This window comes from Nocardia sp. NPDC041819 (assembly GCF_055590505.1).
Genome location: NZ_JBVJAP010000002.1, coordinates 438,641 through 456,070 on the forward strand (window position 1 = coordinate 438,641; position 17,430 = coordinate 456,070).

At 68.6% G+C, this 17,430-nt stretch carries 14 protein-coding genes; 9 read left to right on the forward strand and 5 right to left on the reverse strand.

All coding sequences use genetic code 11. The features are described 5' to 3' along the window. Positions 1-18: 18 nt before the first annotated feature. A complete protein-coding gene (locus ACZ6DL_RS08760; RefSeq protein WP_391461166.1) occupies positions 19-1,374 on the reverse strand; it encodes a DUF445 domain-containing protein in 1,356 nt (451 codons plus the stop codon). Between the two features lie 254 nt (positions 1,375-1,628). Here ACZ6DL_RS08760 and lon point away from each other — a divergent pair, with 254 nt between their 5' ends. Then, positions 1,629-3,959 carry an endopeptidase La gene (lon, locus tag ACZ6DL_RS08765; RefSeq protein WP_466050487.1) on the forward strand — a complete coding sequence of 777 codons (2,331 nt, stop codon included), beginning with the start codon at positions 1,629-1,631 and terminating at the stop codon, positions 3,957-3,959. Positions 3,960-4,037: 78 nt separating this feature from the next. On the opposite strand, the gene ACZ6DL_RS08770 is transcribed toward lon, so the two are convergent. Next, positions 4,038-4,490: a PaaI family thioesterase gene (locus tag ACZ6DL_RS08770; protein WP_466049999.1), complete on the reverse strand. Its 453-nt coding sequence runs from the start codon at positions 4,488-4,490 to the stop codon at positions 4,038-4,040. Beyond that, positions 4,487-5,071 (reverse strand): TetR/AcrR family transcriptional regulator, encoded by a 585-nt coding sequence (locus tag ACZ6DL_RS08775; RefSeq protein ID WP_466050000.1) that lies wholly within the window; start codon positions 5,069-5,071, stop codon positions 4,487-4,489. The genes ACZ6DL_RS08770 and ACZ6DL_RS08775 overlap by 4 nt, the downstream gene beginning before the upstream one ends. 70 nt (positions 5,072-5,141) lie before the next feature. On the opposite strand from ACZ6DL_RS08775, the gene ACZ6DL_RS08780 reads away from it, so the two are divergent. The 3 genes from ACZ6DL_RS08780 to ACZ6DL_RS08790 all read left to right on the forward strand — a co-directional run bounded on the left by ACZ6DL_RS08780 (position 5,142) and on the right by ACZ6DL_RS08790 (position 9,042). Further along, positions 5,142-6,212, forward strand: a complete 1,071-nt coding sequence (locus ACZ6DL_RS08780; RefSeq protein ID WP_466050001.1) for a DNA polymerase IV — start codon at positions 5,142-5,144, stop codon at positions 6,210-6,212. A 37-nt stretch (positions 6,213-6,249) separates the two neighbouring features. Further along, positions 6,250-7,245 (forward strand): oxidoreductase, encoded by a 996-nt coding sequence (locus ACZ6DL_RS08785; RefSeq protein WP_466050002.1) that lies wholly within the window; start codon positions 6,250-6,252, stop codon positions 7,243-7,245. 276 nt (positions 7,246-7,521) lie between these two features. Further along, complete coding sequence (locus ACZ6DL_RS08790; RefSeq protein WP_466050003.1) at positions 7,522-9,042, forward strand: alpha/beta hydrolase; 1,521 nt, start codon at positions 7,522-7,524, stop codon at positions 9,040-9,042. A gap of 10 nt (positions 9,043-9,052) precedes the next feature. Here ACZ6DL_RS08790 and ACZ6DL_RS08795 read toward each other — a convergent pair whose 3' ends face one another. Beyond that, a complete protein-coding gene (locus tag ACZ6DL_RS08795) occupies positions 9,053-10,933 on the reverse strand; it encodes an ABC transporter ATP-binding protein (RefSeq protein WP_466050004.1) in 1,881 nt (626 codons plus the stop codon). Between the two features lie 226 nt (positions 10,934-11,159). Here ACZ6DL_RS08795 and ACZ6DL_RS08800 point away from each other — a divergent pair, with 226 nt between their 5' ends. The 5 genes from ACZ6DL_RS08800 (at position 11,160) to ACZ6DL_RS08820 (ending at position 16,636) form a co-directional block, all read left to right on the forward strand. Further along, positions 11,160-13,940 carry an FAD-binding and (Fe-S)-binding domain-containing protein gene (locus ACZ6DL_RS08800; protein WP_466050488.1) on the forward strand — a complete coding sequence of 927 codons (2,781 nt, stop codon included), beginning with the start codon at positions 11,160-11,162 and terminating at the stop codon, positions 13,938-13,940. 289 nt (positions 13,941-14,229) lie between these two features. Further along, positions 14,230-15,228, forward strand: a complete 999-nt coding sequence (locus ACZ6DL_RS08805) for a DNA-3-methyladenine glycosylase family protein (RefSeq protein ID WP_466050490.1) — start codon at positions 14,230-14,232, stop codon at positions 15,226-15,228. A 225-nt stretch (positions 15,229-15,453) separates the two neighbouring features. After that, positions 15,454-15,924, forward strand: coding sequence for a DNA-directed RNA polymerase subunit beta (locus ACZ6DL_RS08810; RefSeq protein ID WP_466050005.1), 471 nt, complete (start codon positions 15,454-15,456; stop codon positions 15,922-15,924). Positions 15,925-16,124: 200 nt separating this feature from the next. After that, positions 16,125-16,349, forward strand: a complete 225-nt coding sequence (locus ACZ6DL_RS08815) for a DUF397 domain-containing protein (RefSeq protein WP_466050006.1) — start codon at positions 16,125-16,127, stop codon at positions 16,347-16,349. Between the two features lie 149 nt (positions 16,350-16,498). Further along, positions 16,499-16,636, forward strand: coding sequence for a hypothetical protein (locus ACZ6DL_RS08820; protein WP_466050007.1), 138 nt, complete (start codon positions 16,499-16,501; stop codon positions 16,634-16,636). 47 nt (positions 16,637-16,683) lie between these two features. On the opposite strand, the gene ACZ6DL_RS08825 is transcribed toward ACZ6DL_RS08820, so the two are convergent. Next, positions 16,684-17,430, reverse strand: coding sequence for a succinate dehydrogenase/fumarate reductase iron-sulfur subunit (locus ACZ6DL_RS08825; RefSeq protein WP_466050008.1), 747 nt, complete (start codon positions 17,428-17,430; stop codon positions 16,684-16,686).

Below are 17,430 nucleotides of genomic sequence, written 5' to 3' on the forward strand. Positions count from 1 at the left end.
TCGGCCGACGCGGGCCCGCTACCAGCCGAAAATCAGCAGGTGGGCGGCTCCCACCACGAGCCCGAGGACCGCGCCGTGCAGATACAACAGCCACGCGTCCTGTTCCACGGACGCGTAGAACATCTCCATGAACTCCCCCGGCGTGAGCCGCCGCAACTTGCGCGCCGCGAATTCATCGATGGTCTTGGCCTGCTCCCGGTTGAACTCCTCGTCCTCGACCAGGGTCGGGGCCAAGCCGACCGCCGCGCCCGCCGCGCCCACCGTGAGGTTGTCGAACTGGCGGCGTCCGAGGGCGGCCCGCACCAGTGTGGTGGTCGGGCCGAGCTGACGATTGATCTCGTCGGCGATCAAGCGCTCCAGCAGCTGCCTGGTCTTGTCCCCGTTCGGGCCCTCCAGCAGTTCCTTGGACAAGTTGGGCAGCGTCAGCACCTGGTAGGCCAGGATGTGTGCCAGATCGGTGGCCGCCTGCGGCTGCCGTTTCGCCAGCAGCGCTTGCTTCCACAGGTACTTGTACCTCGGTTGCGGGTCGCCCGGCTCGAAGACCATCTTCACCGCGATGACGTTCACGATCACACCGATCGCCGCCGAGGCGAGCAGTACGATCACCCAGCCCGGCACCCAGCCCAGCACCGGAATGTTCTGGTGCACATGCATGTACAGCGCCAGCAGCACGCCGAAGGGCGCGCCGAGCAAGCCGACACGGACCATGAACCGCAGCTCGGGCGCCGCGATGGTGGTGGTGAGGTCCTTCAGGATGGTCGGATTGTCCTCCAGGTAACGGATCACGAAGCCCTTGATGCCGATCAGCTGGTCGACGTTGTCGCCGAGCGAGGCGAACGCGCGACGCGACAGGGCGGGCAGTTCGCGATCCACCCGCTGGTAGATCAGCTGCTTGGCGGCGCGCGGCACGGTGCGCCACAGGTCCGGGTTGTCCCGGTACATCAGCTCGTCCACCAGCGGTCGCACCTGCTCCCGCGCCAGCACCGCGATGTAGTCGGCGATACCGTCGAGATCGAGTTCGTGGATGAAGTCCTTCGGACTGCCGATCCGCATCAGCGCCTTGTCCACGCAGATGCTGGCCATCTTCTCCGCGCGTGCCGGGATGAAGCCCTGGAAGCCGAGGCGGCGGCCGTCGCCGGAAAATGTCGGCAGCACCTGGACCCGGCGCGGGAAGTACGGGTAGAGCACGTGCAGGCCGGGAATGCGAACGCCGCGAAACCGGATCGGCCAGAACAGCATCAGCACGCCGGTCCAGTTGGTCAGCCAGCCCGCCAGCGCGCTGAAGATCGGAAACGTGATCAGGTCGACCACGAACTTCGGCTGCCCGGTCAAGCTCTCCCAGTCGATGAACACGCCAGCGGCGAGCGACGACATCGATGGGACTCCCTAAGCCGATCCGGCGGTACCGCCGGTATGAGATACCAAGGTCCCCACGTTCTCATTGCCTTGGACGAGGTGTCAACGCGAAGCGGGACTTCGCCGTCAGCGAACGGACCGGTCGGGGTGGAACAAACCCGAACACCCCGGGGTTGAGTAGGCATCGCTCAACTTTTGGAAGGGTCGAAGACGTGACTACACCACAGAACCTGCCGGTGCTGTTCCTGACCGATCCGATCGTGCTGCCGGGCATGGTCGTGCCCATCGAACTGGACGAATCGGCGCAGGCCGCGATCGATGCCGCACGGGCCGCCAAGACCGAAGCCGTGCTGCTCGCGCCGCGGTTGAACGAGGGCTACGCCACCTACGGTGTGGTCGCCACCATCGAACAGGTCGGCCGTATGCGCGGCGGAGCCCCGGCGGCCGTCCTCAAGGCCGAACGGCGCGCCAAGATCGGGCACGGGGTGACCGGCCCCGGCGCCGCGCTGTGGGTCGAGGCAGAGCCGGTCGAGACACCCACCCCCGACGGCCGCACCAAGGAACTGGCCGCGGAGTACAAGAAGCTGGTCGTCTCGGTGCTGCAACGCCGCGAGGCCTGGCAGATCATCGACGCGGTCAATCAGCTGACCGACCCGTCGGCCATCGCCGACACCGCGGGCTACGCCCCGTACCTGACCGCTGACCAGAAGCGGGAGCTGCTCGAGACCCCCGACGTGGCCGAGCGGCTCACCACCCTGATCGAGTGGACCAAAGCGCACATCGCCGAGGCCGAGATCAGCGAGAAGATCAGCGAGGACGTTCGCGAGGGGATGGAGAAGAGTCAGCGCGAATTCCTGCTGCGCCAGCAACTCAACGCCATCCGCAAGGAACTCGGCGAGGACGAGCCGGACGGCGCGGACGACTACCGCACCCGCGTCGAGCAGGCCGATCTGCCCGGCAGCGTCCGCGAGGCGGCGCTGCGCGAAGTCGGCAGACTGGAGCGCGCCAGCGATCAGAGCCCGGAATCGGGCTGGATCCGGACCTGGCTGGACACCGTGCTGGAGCTGCCGTGGACGGTGAAGACCACCGACAGCACCGACGTCTCGGCCGCCCGCGCGGTCCTGGACGCCGACCACCACGGTTTGGACGAGGTCAAGGACCGCATGGTCGAGTACCTGGCCGTCCGCGCTCGCCGCGCCGCCCGCGGCCTGGAGGTCGTCGGCGGACGCGGGTCCGGCGCGGTGCTGGTGCTGGTCGGTCCGCCCGGCGTCGGCAAAACCTCGCTGGGTGAATCCGTCGCGCGCGCCCTCGGCCGAAAGTTCGTCCGCGTGGCCCTGGGCGGCGTGCGCGACGAAGCCGAGATCCGTGGGCACCGCCGTACCTACGTCGGTGCGCTGCCCGGCCGCATCGTCCGCGCCATGAAGGAAGCCGGATCGATGAACCCGGTCGTCCTGCTGGACGAGATCGACAAGGTCGGCTCGGACTTCCGCGGCGACCCGGCGGCCGCCCTGCTCGAGGTGCTGGACCCGGCGCAGAACCACACCTTCCGCGACCACTACCTGGATCTGGACCTCGACCTGTCCGACGTGCTGTTCATCGCGACCGCGAACGTCATGGAGACAATCCCCGGCCCGCTGCTGGACCGGATGGAACTGATCACCGTCGACGGCTACACCGAGGACGACAAGGTGGCCATCGCGCGCGACTTCCTGGTGCCGCGGCAACTGGAGCGCAACGCGCTGACCGCCGAGGAGGTCACGATCAGCGAGGAGGCGCTGCGCGAGATCGCCGCCAACTACACCAGGGAGGCGGGCGTTCGGCAGATGGAACGACTGGTCGCCAAGGCGCTGCGCAAGGCGGCCACCCGGCTGTCCGAGCGCGTAACCGTCCCCGCGGCGGCGGGTTACGACCCGGACCTGGGCTACGAGGTGGATACCGACACCTTGACGATCGGTCTCGCCGACTTGAAGGACTACCTGGGTCGCCCGCGCTTCACCCCCGATTCGGTCGAACGCACGGCCGTCCCAGGGGTGGCCACCGGTCTCGCCGTGACCGGCGCGGGCGGCGACGTCCTCTACATCGAGGCGAATGCCGCCGAGGGGGAGCGCTCGCTGACCCTCACCGGTCAGCTCGGCGACGTCATGAAGGAGTCCGCGCAGATCGCGCTGACCTACGTGCGCTCGCACCTGGAGGAGATCGGCATCGAGCCGACGGTGCTGGATCGCAACATCCACATCCACTTCCCGGCCGGCGCGGTCCCCAAGGACGGCCCGTCCGCGGGCGTCACGATGGTCACCGCCCTGGTGTCGCTGGCGCTGGGACGGCAGGTGCGATCGGACGTCGGCATGACCGGTGAGGTCACGCTGAACGGACGGGTGCTGCCGATCGGCGGCGTGAAGCAGAAGCTGCTCGCCGCCCAGCGGGCCGGATTGAAGACGGTGTTCATCCCGGCGCGTAACGAGCCGGATCTGGACGACGTCCCGGCGGAAGTGCTGGCCGCGCTGGATGTCCGCCCCGTCGCCGACGTGGCCGACATCCTCGCCTACGCCATCGAGCCGGTGGCCGAACCCGCGTTGGGGCCTGCCTTCGCGGCTACTGCCTGACCTGGGCTGGAACGGCCGGGCACGGAAACTCCGTGCCCGGCCGTTCGCATGCTGCCGAGCGGGCGGACAGACCGTTGGTCAGCCGCCGGTATTCGCACCGGTCAGATCGGCTTCCGCGAGCCGGGTGGTGCCCTGGGCCACCGCACAGAGAACGGGTTCGCGGCCCGAGCTTTCCGCGTAGATCTCGCAGTGGGCGACCGCTTGGCGGCGCGTCGCGCCGGTGACAGCTGCCTCGACGCGCAAACGCTCGCCCGCGGCGGGGCGGAGGTAGGTGATGGTGACACCGCCGGTGAGCACATTCGCGCCGAGCACCGTACCGGCGGCGAAGGTGAGGGCGTTGTCGGCGGCGTAGGCGAGCACGCCGCCGTGCACGTAACCGAATTGCTGGGTCAATTCGCGGCGGAGGGGGATGACCAGGGTGGCCGCGCCGTCGCCGAACGCGGTGATCTGGGTGCCCACCAGTGTGGCGAAGGGCTGCGCGGCCAGTATCTTCTCGGCGCTGTCCAGGTCGAGGGCGATGGTTGTCGTCATCGGGAGACCTCCGCTGCGGCTCGGGTGCGATCGGCGGCGAGGGCGAGCCAGGCGGCGTCGGCGAGTTCGCCCGCGACTTCGGCCGGGCCGACGCGCATTTCGCCGCCCAGCCACTGTCGCGTGTATTCCTGCGCCGGGCCCAGCCACAGCGCGTAGACCAGATCGATCGGAAGATCACGCACCGTCCCGTATCCGGCGTGCGTGCGCCACCACCGCGTCACGTCGGAAAGGAAGCGGCGATTGCTCTCGCTCTCGCGCACCCCTGGTGGACGCGCGGAGGTGAGCACGGTTGCGCGGTATTGATTTTCGCCGACCCACCGCAGGTGCTCGCGCACGCCCTCGGTGACGCCCGCGCGCGCGTCGGTGCTGTCGCCGACCGCTGCCCAGAAATGCTCCTGGTAGTCCGCGAGCGCGTTGGCCCACACCTGCCGGTACAGGTCGGCCTTGTCCGGGAAGTGGTGATAGAGCGCGCCGACGCTGGCGCCCGCCGCGGCGCGGATCTGCGTCAGCGTCGCGTCGAGCGCCCCGTGCTCGGCGAACTGTCGCTCGGCCGCCAACAGCAACCGATCTCGAATCTTCATAACCAGAATTTAATTCTGTTCTGTGATCAGCGCAATGCGCGATGTCGCAGCACTGGGGTAAGAACGGGGTGTGGCCAGATGGCTGTTGCACGTCGATCTCGACCAGTTCCAGGCGGCGGTGGAGTTCCGCCGCCATCCGGAACTGCGGGGACTGCCGGTCATCGTCGGCGGCCACGGCGATCCCACCGAACCGCGCAAGGTGGTGACCTGCGCGTCCTATCCGGCGCGCGCGTTCGGCGTGCGGGCCGGGATGCCACTGCGCAGCGCCCAGCGCAAGTGCCCCGAGGGCGTGTTCCTTCCGCTCGACATGACCGCCTACGAGGACGCCTCGGACGAGGTCATGGCGCTGCTGCGGACGTTTCCGGGACGGGTCGAGGTGTGGGGCTGGGACGAGGCGTTCCTCGCCGCCGACACCGACGACCCGGAGGCCCTCGCCCAGCGGGTGCGCGGCGCCATCGCCGGACTCGAACTGACCTGCTCGATCGGCATCGGTGACAACAAACTCACCGCCAAGCTCGCGACCGGGTTCGCCAAGTCGGCGGGCAAGTCGTCGGCCGAGCCCGACGCCGGTGCGGGCGCGGCGGCGGGCGTCTTCCGGCTCACCGCCGAGAACTGGACCGAAGTGATGGCCCATCGCCCGACAGATGCGCTGTGGGGTATCGGCACGCGCATCGCCGCACGTCTGGCCGAGCTGGGCATCCGAACCGTCGGCGACCTGATGGCCGCCGACCGGCATCGTCTCGCCGCGGAATTCGGGCCGAACACCGGGCCGTATCTCTGGGTGCTCGGCCACGGCAAAGGCGATACGGACGTCACCACCGAACCGCGAATACCCGTGGGCCGCAGCAAGTCCGAGACGTTCCCGCACGACCTGACCGATCCAGGCGAGATCCGCGCGCAAGTGGCGCGGCTTGCCACCGAGGTCGCCGAGGAGATGGCCGCGGCGGGCCGGATCGGCATCCGGGTTTCCGTGACGGTGCGCACCAACACCTTCTACACCCGCAGCAAGCAGGAGAAACTGCCCGAACCGACCATCGACGTCGCGCGGATCGCCGAGACCGCGCTGCGCATCATCGAACGGTTCGACCTCGACCGCCCGGTTCGTCTGCTCGGCGTCCGGCTCGAACTCCTGCCGCAGTAGCTCCCGGACCCGTCCGGACCCTCGTATGCTCGTGCGCATGGAGTTCTGGGCGATGGTGGCACACGAGACGGACAGCGGGATCGTCCTGACCCGGCAGCAGGTCAACGAGGATTTTCTCGGGCCGGGCGACGTGACGATCAAGGTGCACTACTCGAGCGCGAACTACAAGGACGGTCTGGCGATCACCAAGGGCGGCGGGGTGGTGCGCAACTACCCGATCGTGCCCGGGATCGATCTCGTGGGCGAAGTGGTCGAGTCTGCCGACGACGATTTCGCCCCCGGCGACCAGGTGATCGCGCACGGATACGACATCGGGGTTTCGCACAACGGCGGCTTCGCCGAATACGCCAGGGTGCCGGCCGAATGGGTGGTCAAGCTGGCGGACCTGAGTCCCCGTGACGCGGCCTCGCTCGGCACCGCGGGGTTCACCGCGGCCCTGAGCGTGCAGGCCCTGCTCGATCGCGGCCTCACCCCGGACGCGGGCCCGGTGCTGGTCACCGGCGCGACCGGCGGGGTCGGCAGCGTGAGCATCGACATCCTCTCCGGCCTCGGCTTCGAAGTGATCGCTTCCACCGGCAAGACCGACGCGAACGATCTGCTCAGCGAGATCGGCGCGAACGAGGTGATCGGCAGGTTGCCCGAAGACCCGAACGCCAAGCCGCGGCCGTTGACCAAAGCGCGGTGGGCCGCGGCCGTGGACAGCGTCGGCGGCGCCTCGCTCGCCTATGTGCTGAGCGCCATCGGATACGGGGGCGTGGTCGCGGCCAGCGGGCTCACCGGCGGAGCGGAACTGCCCACCACGGTGATGCCGTTCATCCTGCGCGGCGTCGCGCTCGAGGGCATCGACTCGGTCAACCTCCCGATCGAACGTCGCCGCGAGGTATGGTCCCGGCTCGGCAAAGAGCTTCGCCCGCAGCACCTGTCGTCCCTGGTGAACCACGCTCCGATCACCGAGGCCGAGAAGGTGTTGCGCTCCATCCAAAGCGGCAGCCATCGCGGGCGCACCGTTATCGGCGTCCTCGGCGAATTCTGACCCGCCGGTTCTCGGTGTACTTCGGCAGGGCTCGGACGAATCCGCACCCGGCGGACGCATGGTCGTAGGACCGACGAAGCCCGGCTCGAACGAATCGAGCCGGGCTTCGCTGATCGGTCTCACGCTGCGAAGGACTACGCGCGGTGATCTTCGCACCGTGGATGGCCCGCGAGCCGAACACGCCGCGCGGGGGAAGACGCTGCCACCGTCGCGGGCACTGATCCGATACGGTTCTTCGGCAAGCATGTGATCGCACCGGCCGAGAGGCGAACTTCGTTGTCCGCGAATCTGTTCTGGCGTTCGATGTCGATAGTGGCGGTTACCGCGCTGCTCGCCGTGCCCACATACAGCCGGGCCGATCCGGTGGCCGACCCGCAGCCGAACAGCTCGGACCGGTTCTATCACCAGACGCTCGAATGGAAGCCGTGCGGCGTCGAGAATCTGGACAAGGCCGGGGGCGAGTGCGCGAACGTCCAGGTGCCGCTCGACTACGCGCGGCCCGGCGATCGCACGATCACCCTGGCGATCTCCCGGGTGAAGGCGAGCGATCCGGCACGGCGGCGGGGAATCCTGCTGTCCAATCCCGGCGGTCCGGGCGGCCCGGGACTGGACAGTGTCGATCTGCTCGGTGATGTGCTGTCGCCGGACGTGCTGGCCAGCTACGACCTGATCGGGATGGACCCGCGCGGGGTCGGCGAGTCGAGCCGGAGTCCGCGGTGCGGGTGGCCGGTCGGCGAGATGATCCGGTCGGCGGGCCTCGACCCGCTCGGCTTCGTGCACGACACCGTCCAATCCGCCGGCATGGCCGCCACGTGCGTGGTTCGCGATCCAGAGCTGGTGCGGCAATTCACCACTCGCAACACGGCGCGGGACATGGACGTGGTCCGAGCCGCCTTGGGCGAGCAGAAGGTCAACTTCTACGGCTTGTCCTACGGCACGTATCTCGGGGCGGTGTTCACCCAGATGTTCCCCGAGCGCAGTGATCGCATCGTGCTCGACAGCGCGATCGACCCGGACCGGTACTGGGAGGGCTTGGTCCAGGACTGGGGTCCATCGGACGAGATCGCGCTGGACGATTGGGCGGTGTGGGCCGCCGCCCGGGACGAAGAGTTCCGGCTCGGTGCGACGCCGCAGCAGGTGCGCGCGAAGATCGAGGAGCTGGTCCGCGTCGTCAATCGCACGCCGATCGTCGTCGATGACTTCGCGATCGACGACCACTGGTTGCCGTTCATCCTGCACTCCTTGCTGTGGAACTTCCGGTTGAACGAACCGTTGGCCGCGACGGTGCGCGAACTCGCCGACGACGCAGGCGGTCCGCCCACCGCCTCGCGCACACCGCGGTTGCGCGCCATCGTGGCGGCGCTGCGGGACAACGAGAACTCCGTCCTGGCGCAGATCGCCTGCGGTGATGTCGGCGCACCCATCGATCCCACCTGGTACTGGCGCAACATCGAGGAGAGCCGGGCCACGCAACCGGTGTTCGGCGCGCTGGCGGGCAACATCCAGCCGTGCGCTTTCTGGCCTCGGCCGGTCGAACCGCCGACCGTGGTCCGGAATGCGGTGCCCGTGCTCATCGTGCAGGCGGCGGGAGATCCGCGAACTCCCTACGCCCACGCCGTCCGGCTGCACGAGTATCTGTCGGCGTCGCGGATGGTCACGCTGGAAGACGTCCGCATCCACATGACCTTCCGGCCCGAGTTGAGCAGCTGTGTGAACCACGCGATCAACGCCTACTTCGGCGCGGGAACCCTGCCGGACACCGACACCACCTGTACCGCGGACCGGACGGCGAGCTAGAACGACGGGGTCAGGCCGCCGCCGTAACCGGCTCCTCGGCGAACTGGGTGCGGTACAGCTCCGCGTAGCGGCCATCGGCGGCCAGCAGTTGGGTATGCGTGCCGCGCTCGATGATCCGGCCCTCCTCCAGCACCAGGATCTGGTCGGCGGCGCGGATCGTGGACAGCCGGTGTGCGATCACCAGCGCGGTCCTGCCCTCCAGCGCTTCGGACAGCGCCTCCTGCACAGCGGCTTCGGAGGTCGAATCCAGTGACGCCGTCGCCTCGTCCAGGATCACCACGCGCGGTTGCTTGAGCAGCAGGCGCGCGATGGTCAGCCGCTGCCGCTCACCACCGGAGAGCCGGTAGCCGCGCTCGCCCACCACCGTCTCCAACCCGTCCGGCAACGACGCGACCAGGTCGCGCAGCCGGGCGCGTTCCAACGCGTCCCACAACTCGTCCTCCGTGGCCTCCGGGCGCGCGAGCAGCAGATTGGCCCGGATGGTCTCGTGGAACAGGTGCCCGTCCTGGGTGACCAGGCCGACCGTCTCGCGGATCGATCGGGTGGTCAGCTCGCGCACGTCCGCGCCGTTCAACCGCACCGCGCCGCCGTCGACGTCGTAGAGCCGGGAGACCAGCTGTGCGATGGTCGACTTGCCCGCACCGGACGAACCGACCAGCGCGATCAGCTGACCGGGCTCGGCGCGCAGCGACACCTCGTGCAGCACCTCCACCCCGCCGCGAGTGTCCAGATTCGCCACGTCCTCCAGCGAGGCCAGCGACACCTTGTCGGCCGACGGGTAGCCGAAGCTCACCGCGTCCAGCTCCACCGCCACCGGACCCGCGGGAACGGGCTTCGCGCCCGGCGCGTCCTCGATCAGCGGCTTCAGGTCGAGCACTTCGAAGACGCGCTCGAAGCTCACCAGCGCGGCCATGATCTCCATCCGGGCGCTGGCCAGCGCGGTCAGCGGGCTGTAGAGCCTGGTCAACAGCAACGACAGCGAGACAACCGCGCCCGCGTCCAACTGCCCGCGCAGCGCGTACCAGCCGCCGAGCCCGTACACCAGGGCGATCGCCAGCGCCGACACCAGCGTGAGCGAGGTGACGAAAACGGTTTGCAGCATCGCGGTGCGCACGCCGATATCGCGCACCCGGCGGGCCCGCAGCGCGAACTCGCCGGACTCCTGCTCCGGACGGCCGAAGAGCTTGACCAGCGTCGCGCCCGGCGCCGAGAACCGCTCGGTCATCTGGGTGCTCATCGCCGCGTTCAACCGCGCCGCCTCCCGCTGCATGTCCGCCAAGCGGTTGCCCATCCGGCGCGCCGGAAACACGAACACCGGAAGCAGAACCAGCGCGAGCAATGTGATCTGCCACGAGATGCTCAGCATCACCCCGAGTGTCAGCGCGAGGGTGACGAGGTTGGCCACCACGCCGGACAGGGTGTCGCTGAACGCGCGCTGAGCGCCGATGACGTCATTGTTCAAGCGGCTGACCAGTGCGCCGGTCCTGGTGCGGGTGAAGAAGGCGACGGGCATCTTCTGGACGTGATCGAACACGGCGGTGCGCAGATCGAGGATCAGCCCCTCGCCGATTCGTGCCGACATCCATCGGGTCGCCAACCCGAGCCCCGCGTCGAACACCGCGAGCACGCCGATCACCAGCGCGAGGACGACCACCACCCGCGGCGCCGCGCCGCCGACGATGTTGTTGACCACCCGGCCCGCCAGCACCGGCGTCGCCACGGCGAGAACCGCGGACACCACGCTGAACAGCAAGAACGCACCGATCCTGCGGCGGTGCGGCGCCGCGAACCGGATGATGCGCCGGGCGGTGGCGAAGCGGAACGGCCGCTGTTCGAGCGGCGCGTTCGCCCGCCGGTACATCTGGCTCCACGCCACGGATTCGATGCTCACGTTGCTCTCCCTCTCGCTCCCCACCCATCCAAGACCTGGCCACCGACACTAGGACCTCAACAATGGTTGAGTTCAAGTCGATTCCGGACGCACGCCGTTTCCGCCGAGAGCGAAACCGGCCGTAGCCCGAATCTCGGTCCATCCCGGCGGTCACTCGGACGCGAGCCACAAGGGGCCGCGAACACCGAGCACCGCGGGCGCTGGGAAAATCAACACTGTGAACCGGATGGCGGCGCTGCGCGGCACGATCGCGGGTGAGGTCGACACCTCCGAGCGACGGCGCGCGGAGTACTCCTCGGACGCGTCGAACTATAGGGTTCTCCCGGCCGCCGTCGTCTTTCCCCGCACCGACGAGGACGTCGCGATCACCCTGGAATTCGCCCGCGATCACGGCCTGCCGGTGACCGCACGCGGCGCGGGAACGTCGGTGGCGGGCAATGCGATCGGTCCCGGACTCGTCCTCGACTTCAGCAGGCATATGAACCGGATCGTGTCGATCGATCCGGCCGCGCGCGTGGCCACCGTGCAGCCGGGCGTGGTGCTGTCGGAGTTGCAGCGGGCGGCTCGTCCGCACGGGCTGCGCTTCGGGCCGGACCCTTCGACCCAGAATCGCTGCACGCTCGGCGGCATGATCGGCAACAACGCCTGCGGGCCGCGCGCCGTCGCGTGGGGCCGCACCTCCGACACCGTGCGCGAACTGCGCATCCTGGACGGCACCTGCACCGAACGCGCGTTGACCGCCGACCTGTCGGCGGTGCCGGGTCTCGCGGAATTCGGCCGGGCCAATCTCGGCGTGCTGCGCACCGATCTGGGGCGCTTCGACCGGCAGGCGTCCGGGTACGGCTTGGAACATCTCCTTCCCGAACGGGGCGCGTCGGCGGCGAAGGCGTTCGTCGGCAGCGAGGGCACCTGCGGCCTGCTGCTGGAGGCGACGGTCGACCTGGTCGCGCTGCCCGCGGCCACCGTCCTCACGGTGCTCGGCTACCCGGACATGGCCACCGCCGCCGATGACGTCGCCGCCGTGCTGGCCTGCGCGCCGATCGCGGTCGAGGGCATCGATGCGCGGCTGGTCGACGTGGTCCGGGCGCACCGGGGGCTGGTGCCCGAACTGCCGCGCGGCGACAGTTGGCTCTTCGTGGAGACCGCGGGCGAGACGCAGGCCGACGCGCTGGCCGTCGCACAGCGGCTGTGCCGGACGGCGGGGACGGTGAACACCCGGATCGTCACCGATCCCGGGACTGCCGCGGCGCTGTGGCGGATCCGGGCCGACGGCGCGGGGCTGGCGGGGCGCACACCCGACGGGCGACCGGCGTGGCCGGGGTGGGAGGACGCGGCCGTCCCACCCGCGCGGCTGGGCGCCTATCTGCGCGATTTCGCGGCCCTGACCCACGACCACGGCGTCGACGGACTGTTGTACGGGCACATCGGCGACGGCTGCATCCACGTTCGCCTCGATCTCCCGATCGCCGACGCGCCACGCCGTTTCCGTGCCTTCCTCTTCGACGCGGCGGAGCTGGTCGTGCGGCACGGCGGTTCGCTCTCCGGCGAGCACGGCGACGGCCGGGCCCGCTCCGAGTTGCTCTCGGTGATGTACTCCCCCGCGGTGCTCGACGTCTTCGCCGGCTACAAGGCGCTGTTCGATCCGGGCGACGTCCTGAATCCGGGTGTCCTGGTCGCGCCGCGGGCGATCGACGCGGACCTGCGCCTGGCGGGGGTTCCCGATGTCCGGCCGTCGGGCGGCTACGGGCTACCCGAAGACGACGGCGATCTGGGCGTCGCGGTCCATCGCTGCGTCGGCGTGGGCAAATGCCGCGCCGACGGCGGTTTCATGTGCCCGTCCTACCAGGCCACCCGGGACGAGAAGGACAGCACGCGCGGGCGGGCGAGGGTGTTGCAGGAGGTGGTGCGCGGCGCGTTGCCCTGGTCGTCGGAGGCCGTCGCCGAGTCGCTCGACCTCTGCCTGTCCTGCCGGGCGTGCCGGTCGGACTGCCCGGCGGGCGTGGACATGGCCACCTACAAATCGGAGACGCTGTATCGGCGCTACCGCCATCGGCCGCGCCCGATCGACCACTACTCGCTCGGCCAGTTGCCCCGGTGGTTGTCCGTGGCGAGCCGGATGCCGCGCGTGGTGAACGCGCTGGCCGGGCGAGTCACACTGCGGCGCGCCGGTTTACGAGCGGCCGGCATCGATCCGCGCCGTGACGTGCCGCGCCTGGCCCCGCGCGGTTTCCGCCGGATCTGGCGTGATCTGGACGAGGGGGCCGCACTGGCCGAGTCGTCCTACGCGCCGGAGGAACGGGGTGGTTGCGGCGAGGTGATGCTGTGGATCGACACCTTCACCGACGCGTTCGCCCCGGAGATCGCCCTGGCCGCGGCGCGGCTGCTGTCCACCATCGGCTACCGGGTCCGGATTCCGGAGCGACGCGTCTGCTGCGGACTCACCTGGATCAGCACCGGTCAGCTCGACGGCGCCCGTAGGCGGTTGCGGGCCACATTGAGCGCGTTGGAGCAGCACGTGGGCGCGGGCGGCCTGGTCGTGGGACTGGAACCGTCCTGCACCGCGGTCCTGCGCGCCGACCTGACGGAATTGCTGCCGGACGACCCGAGATCGGCCCCGACCGCCGCCGCGGTGCGCACCTTCGCCGAATTCCTCGCCGAACAGCCGACCTGGCGTCCGCCGAAGCGAACCGGACAGTCGGTGGTCGTCCAGCCTCATTGTCACCAGCATGCGATTCTCGGATTCGATGCCGAGCGCCGATTATTAGCCAGCATGGGAGTCGGGGTGACGGAAATCACCGGATGTTGCGGGCTGGCGGGAAACTTCGGAATGCAGGAAGGCCATTACGACATTTCGGTGGCGGTGGCCGAGAACGGCCTGCTCCCCGCGCTGCGCGCCGCGGGCGAGGACGCGATCTTCCTCGCCGACGGCTTCTCCTGCCGCACCCAGGCCGCTGCCTTGGCCGGGCAACAGGCGTGGCATCTCGCGCAGTTTCTGCTGGGCCAGTGATTCTTTCGCACGCGCCCGCCGAGCGATCCGGGCGGGCGCGCCGCGTGCGTCAGCTACCGAACGGCAGGGTGCCGGGCGGGATCTGGTAACCCGAGCTGCCCGCGGAAACCCCGCCCCAGGCGTTGAGCAACCAGTTGAGCAGATTGGTGATCATGAGAACCTCCGTCATTGCTACAGCCAGCTATTTGCCGAACGAAATCAATATCGCCGTCAATCTCGTTCCGTTACATCGGATTGCGAAACGATAATAATGCACGATAGATATAGAAAGACTTCTGGTGTGGTCCAGATGATAATCGTGGTGTCCGGCGGAGGGTGCTGCGACGCCGCGCGCCGCACCGGGCAGAATGAGTCGGTGCGCAGCGTGACGGTCGAGCCGGAAGCGAGCCGGACGGTGACCACGGATCGGCCGATCGATCTGGCGTGCACGCTCGCTCCGCTCGGCCGTGGCACCGGCGACCCGTGCCACCGGGTGACCGGTGACGGCGCCCACTGGCATGCGTCCCGGCTGCCGACCGGGCCGGTCACCTACCGGCTGGCCCAGTCCGGCCCGTGCGCTGTGCGGGCAGGGGCGTGGGGGCCCGGGGCGGCGGAATTCCTCGCGGGTCTCGAGCACATGCTCTGCCTGGACGAGGACGTGTCCGCGTTTCTCCCGGATCACCCGAAGCTCGCCGATGCCCACCGCCGCTTCCCCGGCCTGCGTATGTTGCGCACAGGCCTGGTCTTCGAGGCTTTGGTGCCCGCGGTGCTGGAGCAGAAGGTGCACACCGTCTCCGCACGGGCGTCGTGGCGGAAGCTGGTCCGGCAGTACGGCGAACCGGCGCCGGGTCCAGCGCCGGACGGAATGCGACTCCCGCCGGACGCCGACACCTGGCGGCGGATTCCCTCCTGGGTCTACCACCGGGCCAATGTCGGGCCGCAGCGCGCCCAGACCATCGTGCGTTCGGCTCGGATCGCCGAGTCGCTGGAGCGTGCCGCGCGTGCCGACCCGGCCGAGGCGGCACGCATGCTGCGCAGCGTGCCCGGTATCGGGGTATGGACCGCCGCGGAGATCGCGCAGCGGGCTTTCGGCGACGCGGACGCGCTGTCGGTCGGCGATTATCACCTCGCCGCCGCGGTCGGCTGGACTCTGCTCGGCCGTCCGATCGATGACGAGGCGATGGTCGAATATCTGGAACCGTTGCGTCCGCACCGCTATCGAGCGATTCGCCTGCTCGAAGTCAGCGGCCACTTCCACAAACCGAAGTTCGGCCCTCGCACCGCCCTGACGGACCATACCTGGCACTGAGTCACATCTTTCACATGTGCCCCGTAAGAAACCATTTTTCTACAATTTTGCACATTCTTTATCAGTCGCAGCGGCCCGCGGCGAAGCGAAACTAGAGCTCGTCGCGCCACACTCGGCCATCGCCGCATTCACATCGGTACGCGAGCGGGAGCCGTGGTCAGATCGCAGGGGCTTCGGTATGGCGCGCACCTCATCGACGAACCACACAACTGCAGGGGGTTGTCAGTGGAGCAGAGGCCACTCGGGGATACACCACGGTCCAGATGCCAGTTCTACCGGCGGGAATGTGATCTGCCCGCCATTGTCGACCCACCCGGACTCGGCCGGATCGTGCTGCGTGCCGGATCGGTGTGGGCGTTGACCATGCCGAGCAGCCTGGGACAGGCGGTCAAGGCGCATATGCAGAGCAAACGCATCCGGGTCGGCCCCATCCTGGCGCACCCGCGCTCGAATCGATGGACCTTCTTGATCGCGCCGGACCTGCCCGAAAACGATACGCGCCTGTTCGCGGAATTGTTCCGGCTGAACGTGTCGGTATCCCGCACCGGATCGACGATCGCGCTGCCATCCCCGACCGCGTCGGTCGGCGCGATCCGATCGTGGATCGTGCCGCCGCGCAACGGGTTTAGACCGTCCGGGCGGGAGGTGGTCGCGGCCATCCGCGCGTGGGCGGATCCGGCGCCGCGCCGCCGTTGATGGCAGGCGGAGCACGCCGCGAGGACGCGCCGGGAAATCGTGGCCGGTCGGGATACCGGCTCGATTTTCGGCAGGCTGTTCGCCCTACAGCGCCGCTCGGCGGCGGTAATATCGGGCCGCGCGTGAGTGCGTCCAGCGGGGAGTGCTGGGTTCTCGGTCCGTACACGTCTGCCGCGGCAGACAACGAAGGAGTCCAATTCGTGAGCATTCAAGGCAACGCGAACATAGACCTGACCGGCGCCACGTGGCGGAAGGCCGGAGAAGGGCCGGGAGACGACAGCGTCGAGGTGACGCTACTGGCAGACGGCCATGTGGGAATGCGCAACGGAAAGGACCCGGACGGGCCGGTGTTGATCTTCACGCCCGGCGAGTGGGCCGCCTTCACCGCAGGCGTGCAAGACGGTGAGTTCGACCGGCCGCGATAAGGCGCGGCGGCTTCCGAAGATCACGGAACGACGCATATTCGGCAACGAAAAGACGTTTGCCTGGTTCCGAGACGGGTAGCCCACTCTCTGTGGACCGTGGGCTCAAGAGTTCCCATCCCCGACACAAGAAATTGCGGCCGGATGATTGGGTGGAATGGCTGATCGTCGCGCTGTTGTTCGCAGTGGCGGCGGTCGGAGTCTTCGTCCTCACCCACTCGCTGCTGTCGGCGTTGTTCGTCGGCCTGCTGGTGTGGATCGTGGCCCTCGGTGTCGTGGCCATGTTGTAAGGGTGCGCCGACCGGCCGGGAATCGCCCCGGCCGGTCCTCCCCGCCGCTAACGGCGAAACAGCTTGTTGCCCAGCCAGACCAGTGGATCGTATTTGCGGTCGGCCACCCGTTCCTTCATCGGGATCAACGCGTTGTCGGTGATCTTGATATGTTCCGGGCATACCTCGGTGCAGCATTTGGTGATGTTGCACAGGCCGAGCCCGTGCTCGTCCTGGGCGAGCTCGGTCCGGTCGCCGACGTCCAGCGGATGCATCTCCAGCTCGGCGATCCGCATCAGATAGCGCGGCCCCGCGAACGATTTCTTGTTCTCGTCGTGATCGCGTACCACGTGGCAGGTGTCCTGGCACAGGAAGCATTCGATGCACTTGCGGAATTCCTGGGAACGCTCCACATCGACCTGTTTCATCCGGTACTCACCCGGTTTGAGATCGGCGGGCGGCGTGAACGACTGGATCTCGCGGGCTTTCTCGTAATTGAACGATACGTCCGTCACGAGATCCTTGATCACGGGGAAGGTGCGCATCGGCGTCACCGTGATCACTTCGTCCTCGGTGAAGGTGGACATCCGCGTCATGCACAGCAGGCGCGGCCGCCCGTTCACTTCGGCCGAGCAGGAACCGCACTTGCCCGCTTTACAGTTCCAGCGCACGGCCAGGTCCGGTGCCTGGGTGGCCTGTAGCCGGTGGATGATGTCGAGCACCACCTCGCCCTCGTTCACCAGCACGGTGAAGTCGTGCAATTCTCCGCCGTCGAGATCGCCGCGCCATACGCGGAATTTGGCGTCGTAACCCAT

What these genes read in the sequence shown, in the direction of transcription:
- ACZ6DL_RS08785 (WP_466050002.1), top strand. Translation starts at nt 6,250, where the DNA reads ATGGAGTTCTGGGCGATGGTGGCACACGAGACGGACAGCGGGATCGTC.
- lon (WP_466050487.1), top strand. Translation starts at nt 1,629, where the DNA reads ATGGTCGTGCCCATCGAACTGGACGAATCGGCGCAGGCCGCGATCGAT.
- ACZ6DL_RS08770 (WP_466049999.1), bottom strand. Translation starts at nt 4,490, where the DNA reads ATGACGACAACCATCGCCCTCGACCTGGACAGCGCCGAGAAGATACTG.
- ACZ6DL_RS08825 (WP_466050008.1), bottom strand. Translation starts at nt 17,430, where the DNA reads ATGGGTTACGACGCCAAATTCCGCGTATGGCGCGGCGATCTCGACGGC.
- ACZ6DL_RS08775 (WP_466050000.1), bottom strand. Translation starts at nt 5,071, where the DNA reads ATGAAGATTCGAGATCGGTTGCTGTTGGCGGCCGAGCGACAGTTCGCC.
- ACZ6DL_RS08805 (WP_466050490.1), top strand. Translation starts at nt 14,230, where the DNA reads ATGATAATCGTGGTGTCCGGCGGAGGGTGCTGCGACGCCGCGCGCCGC.
- ACZ6DL_RS08800 (WP_466050488.1), top strand. Translation starts at nt 11,160, where the DNA reads ATGGCGGCGCTGCGCGGCACGATCGCGGGTGAGGTCGACACCTCCGAG.
- ACZ6DL_RS08760 (WP_391461166.1), bottom strand. Translation starts at nt 1,374, where the DNA reads ATGTCGTCGCTCGCCGCTGGCGTGTTCATCGACTGGGAGAGCTTGACC.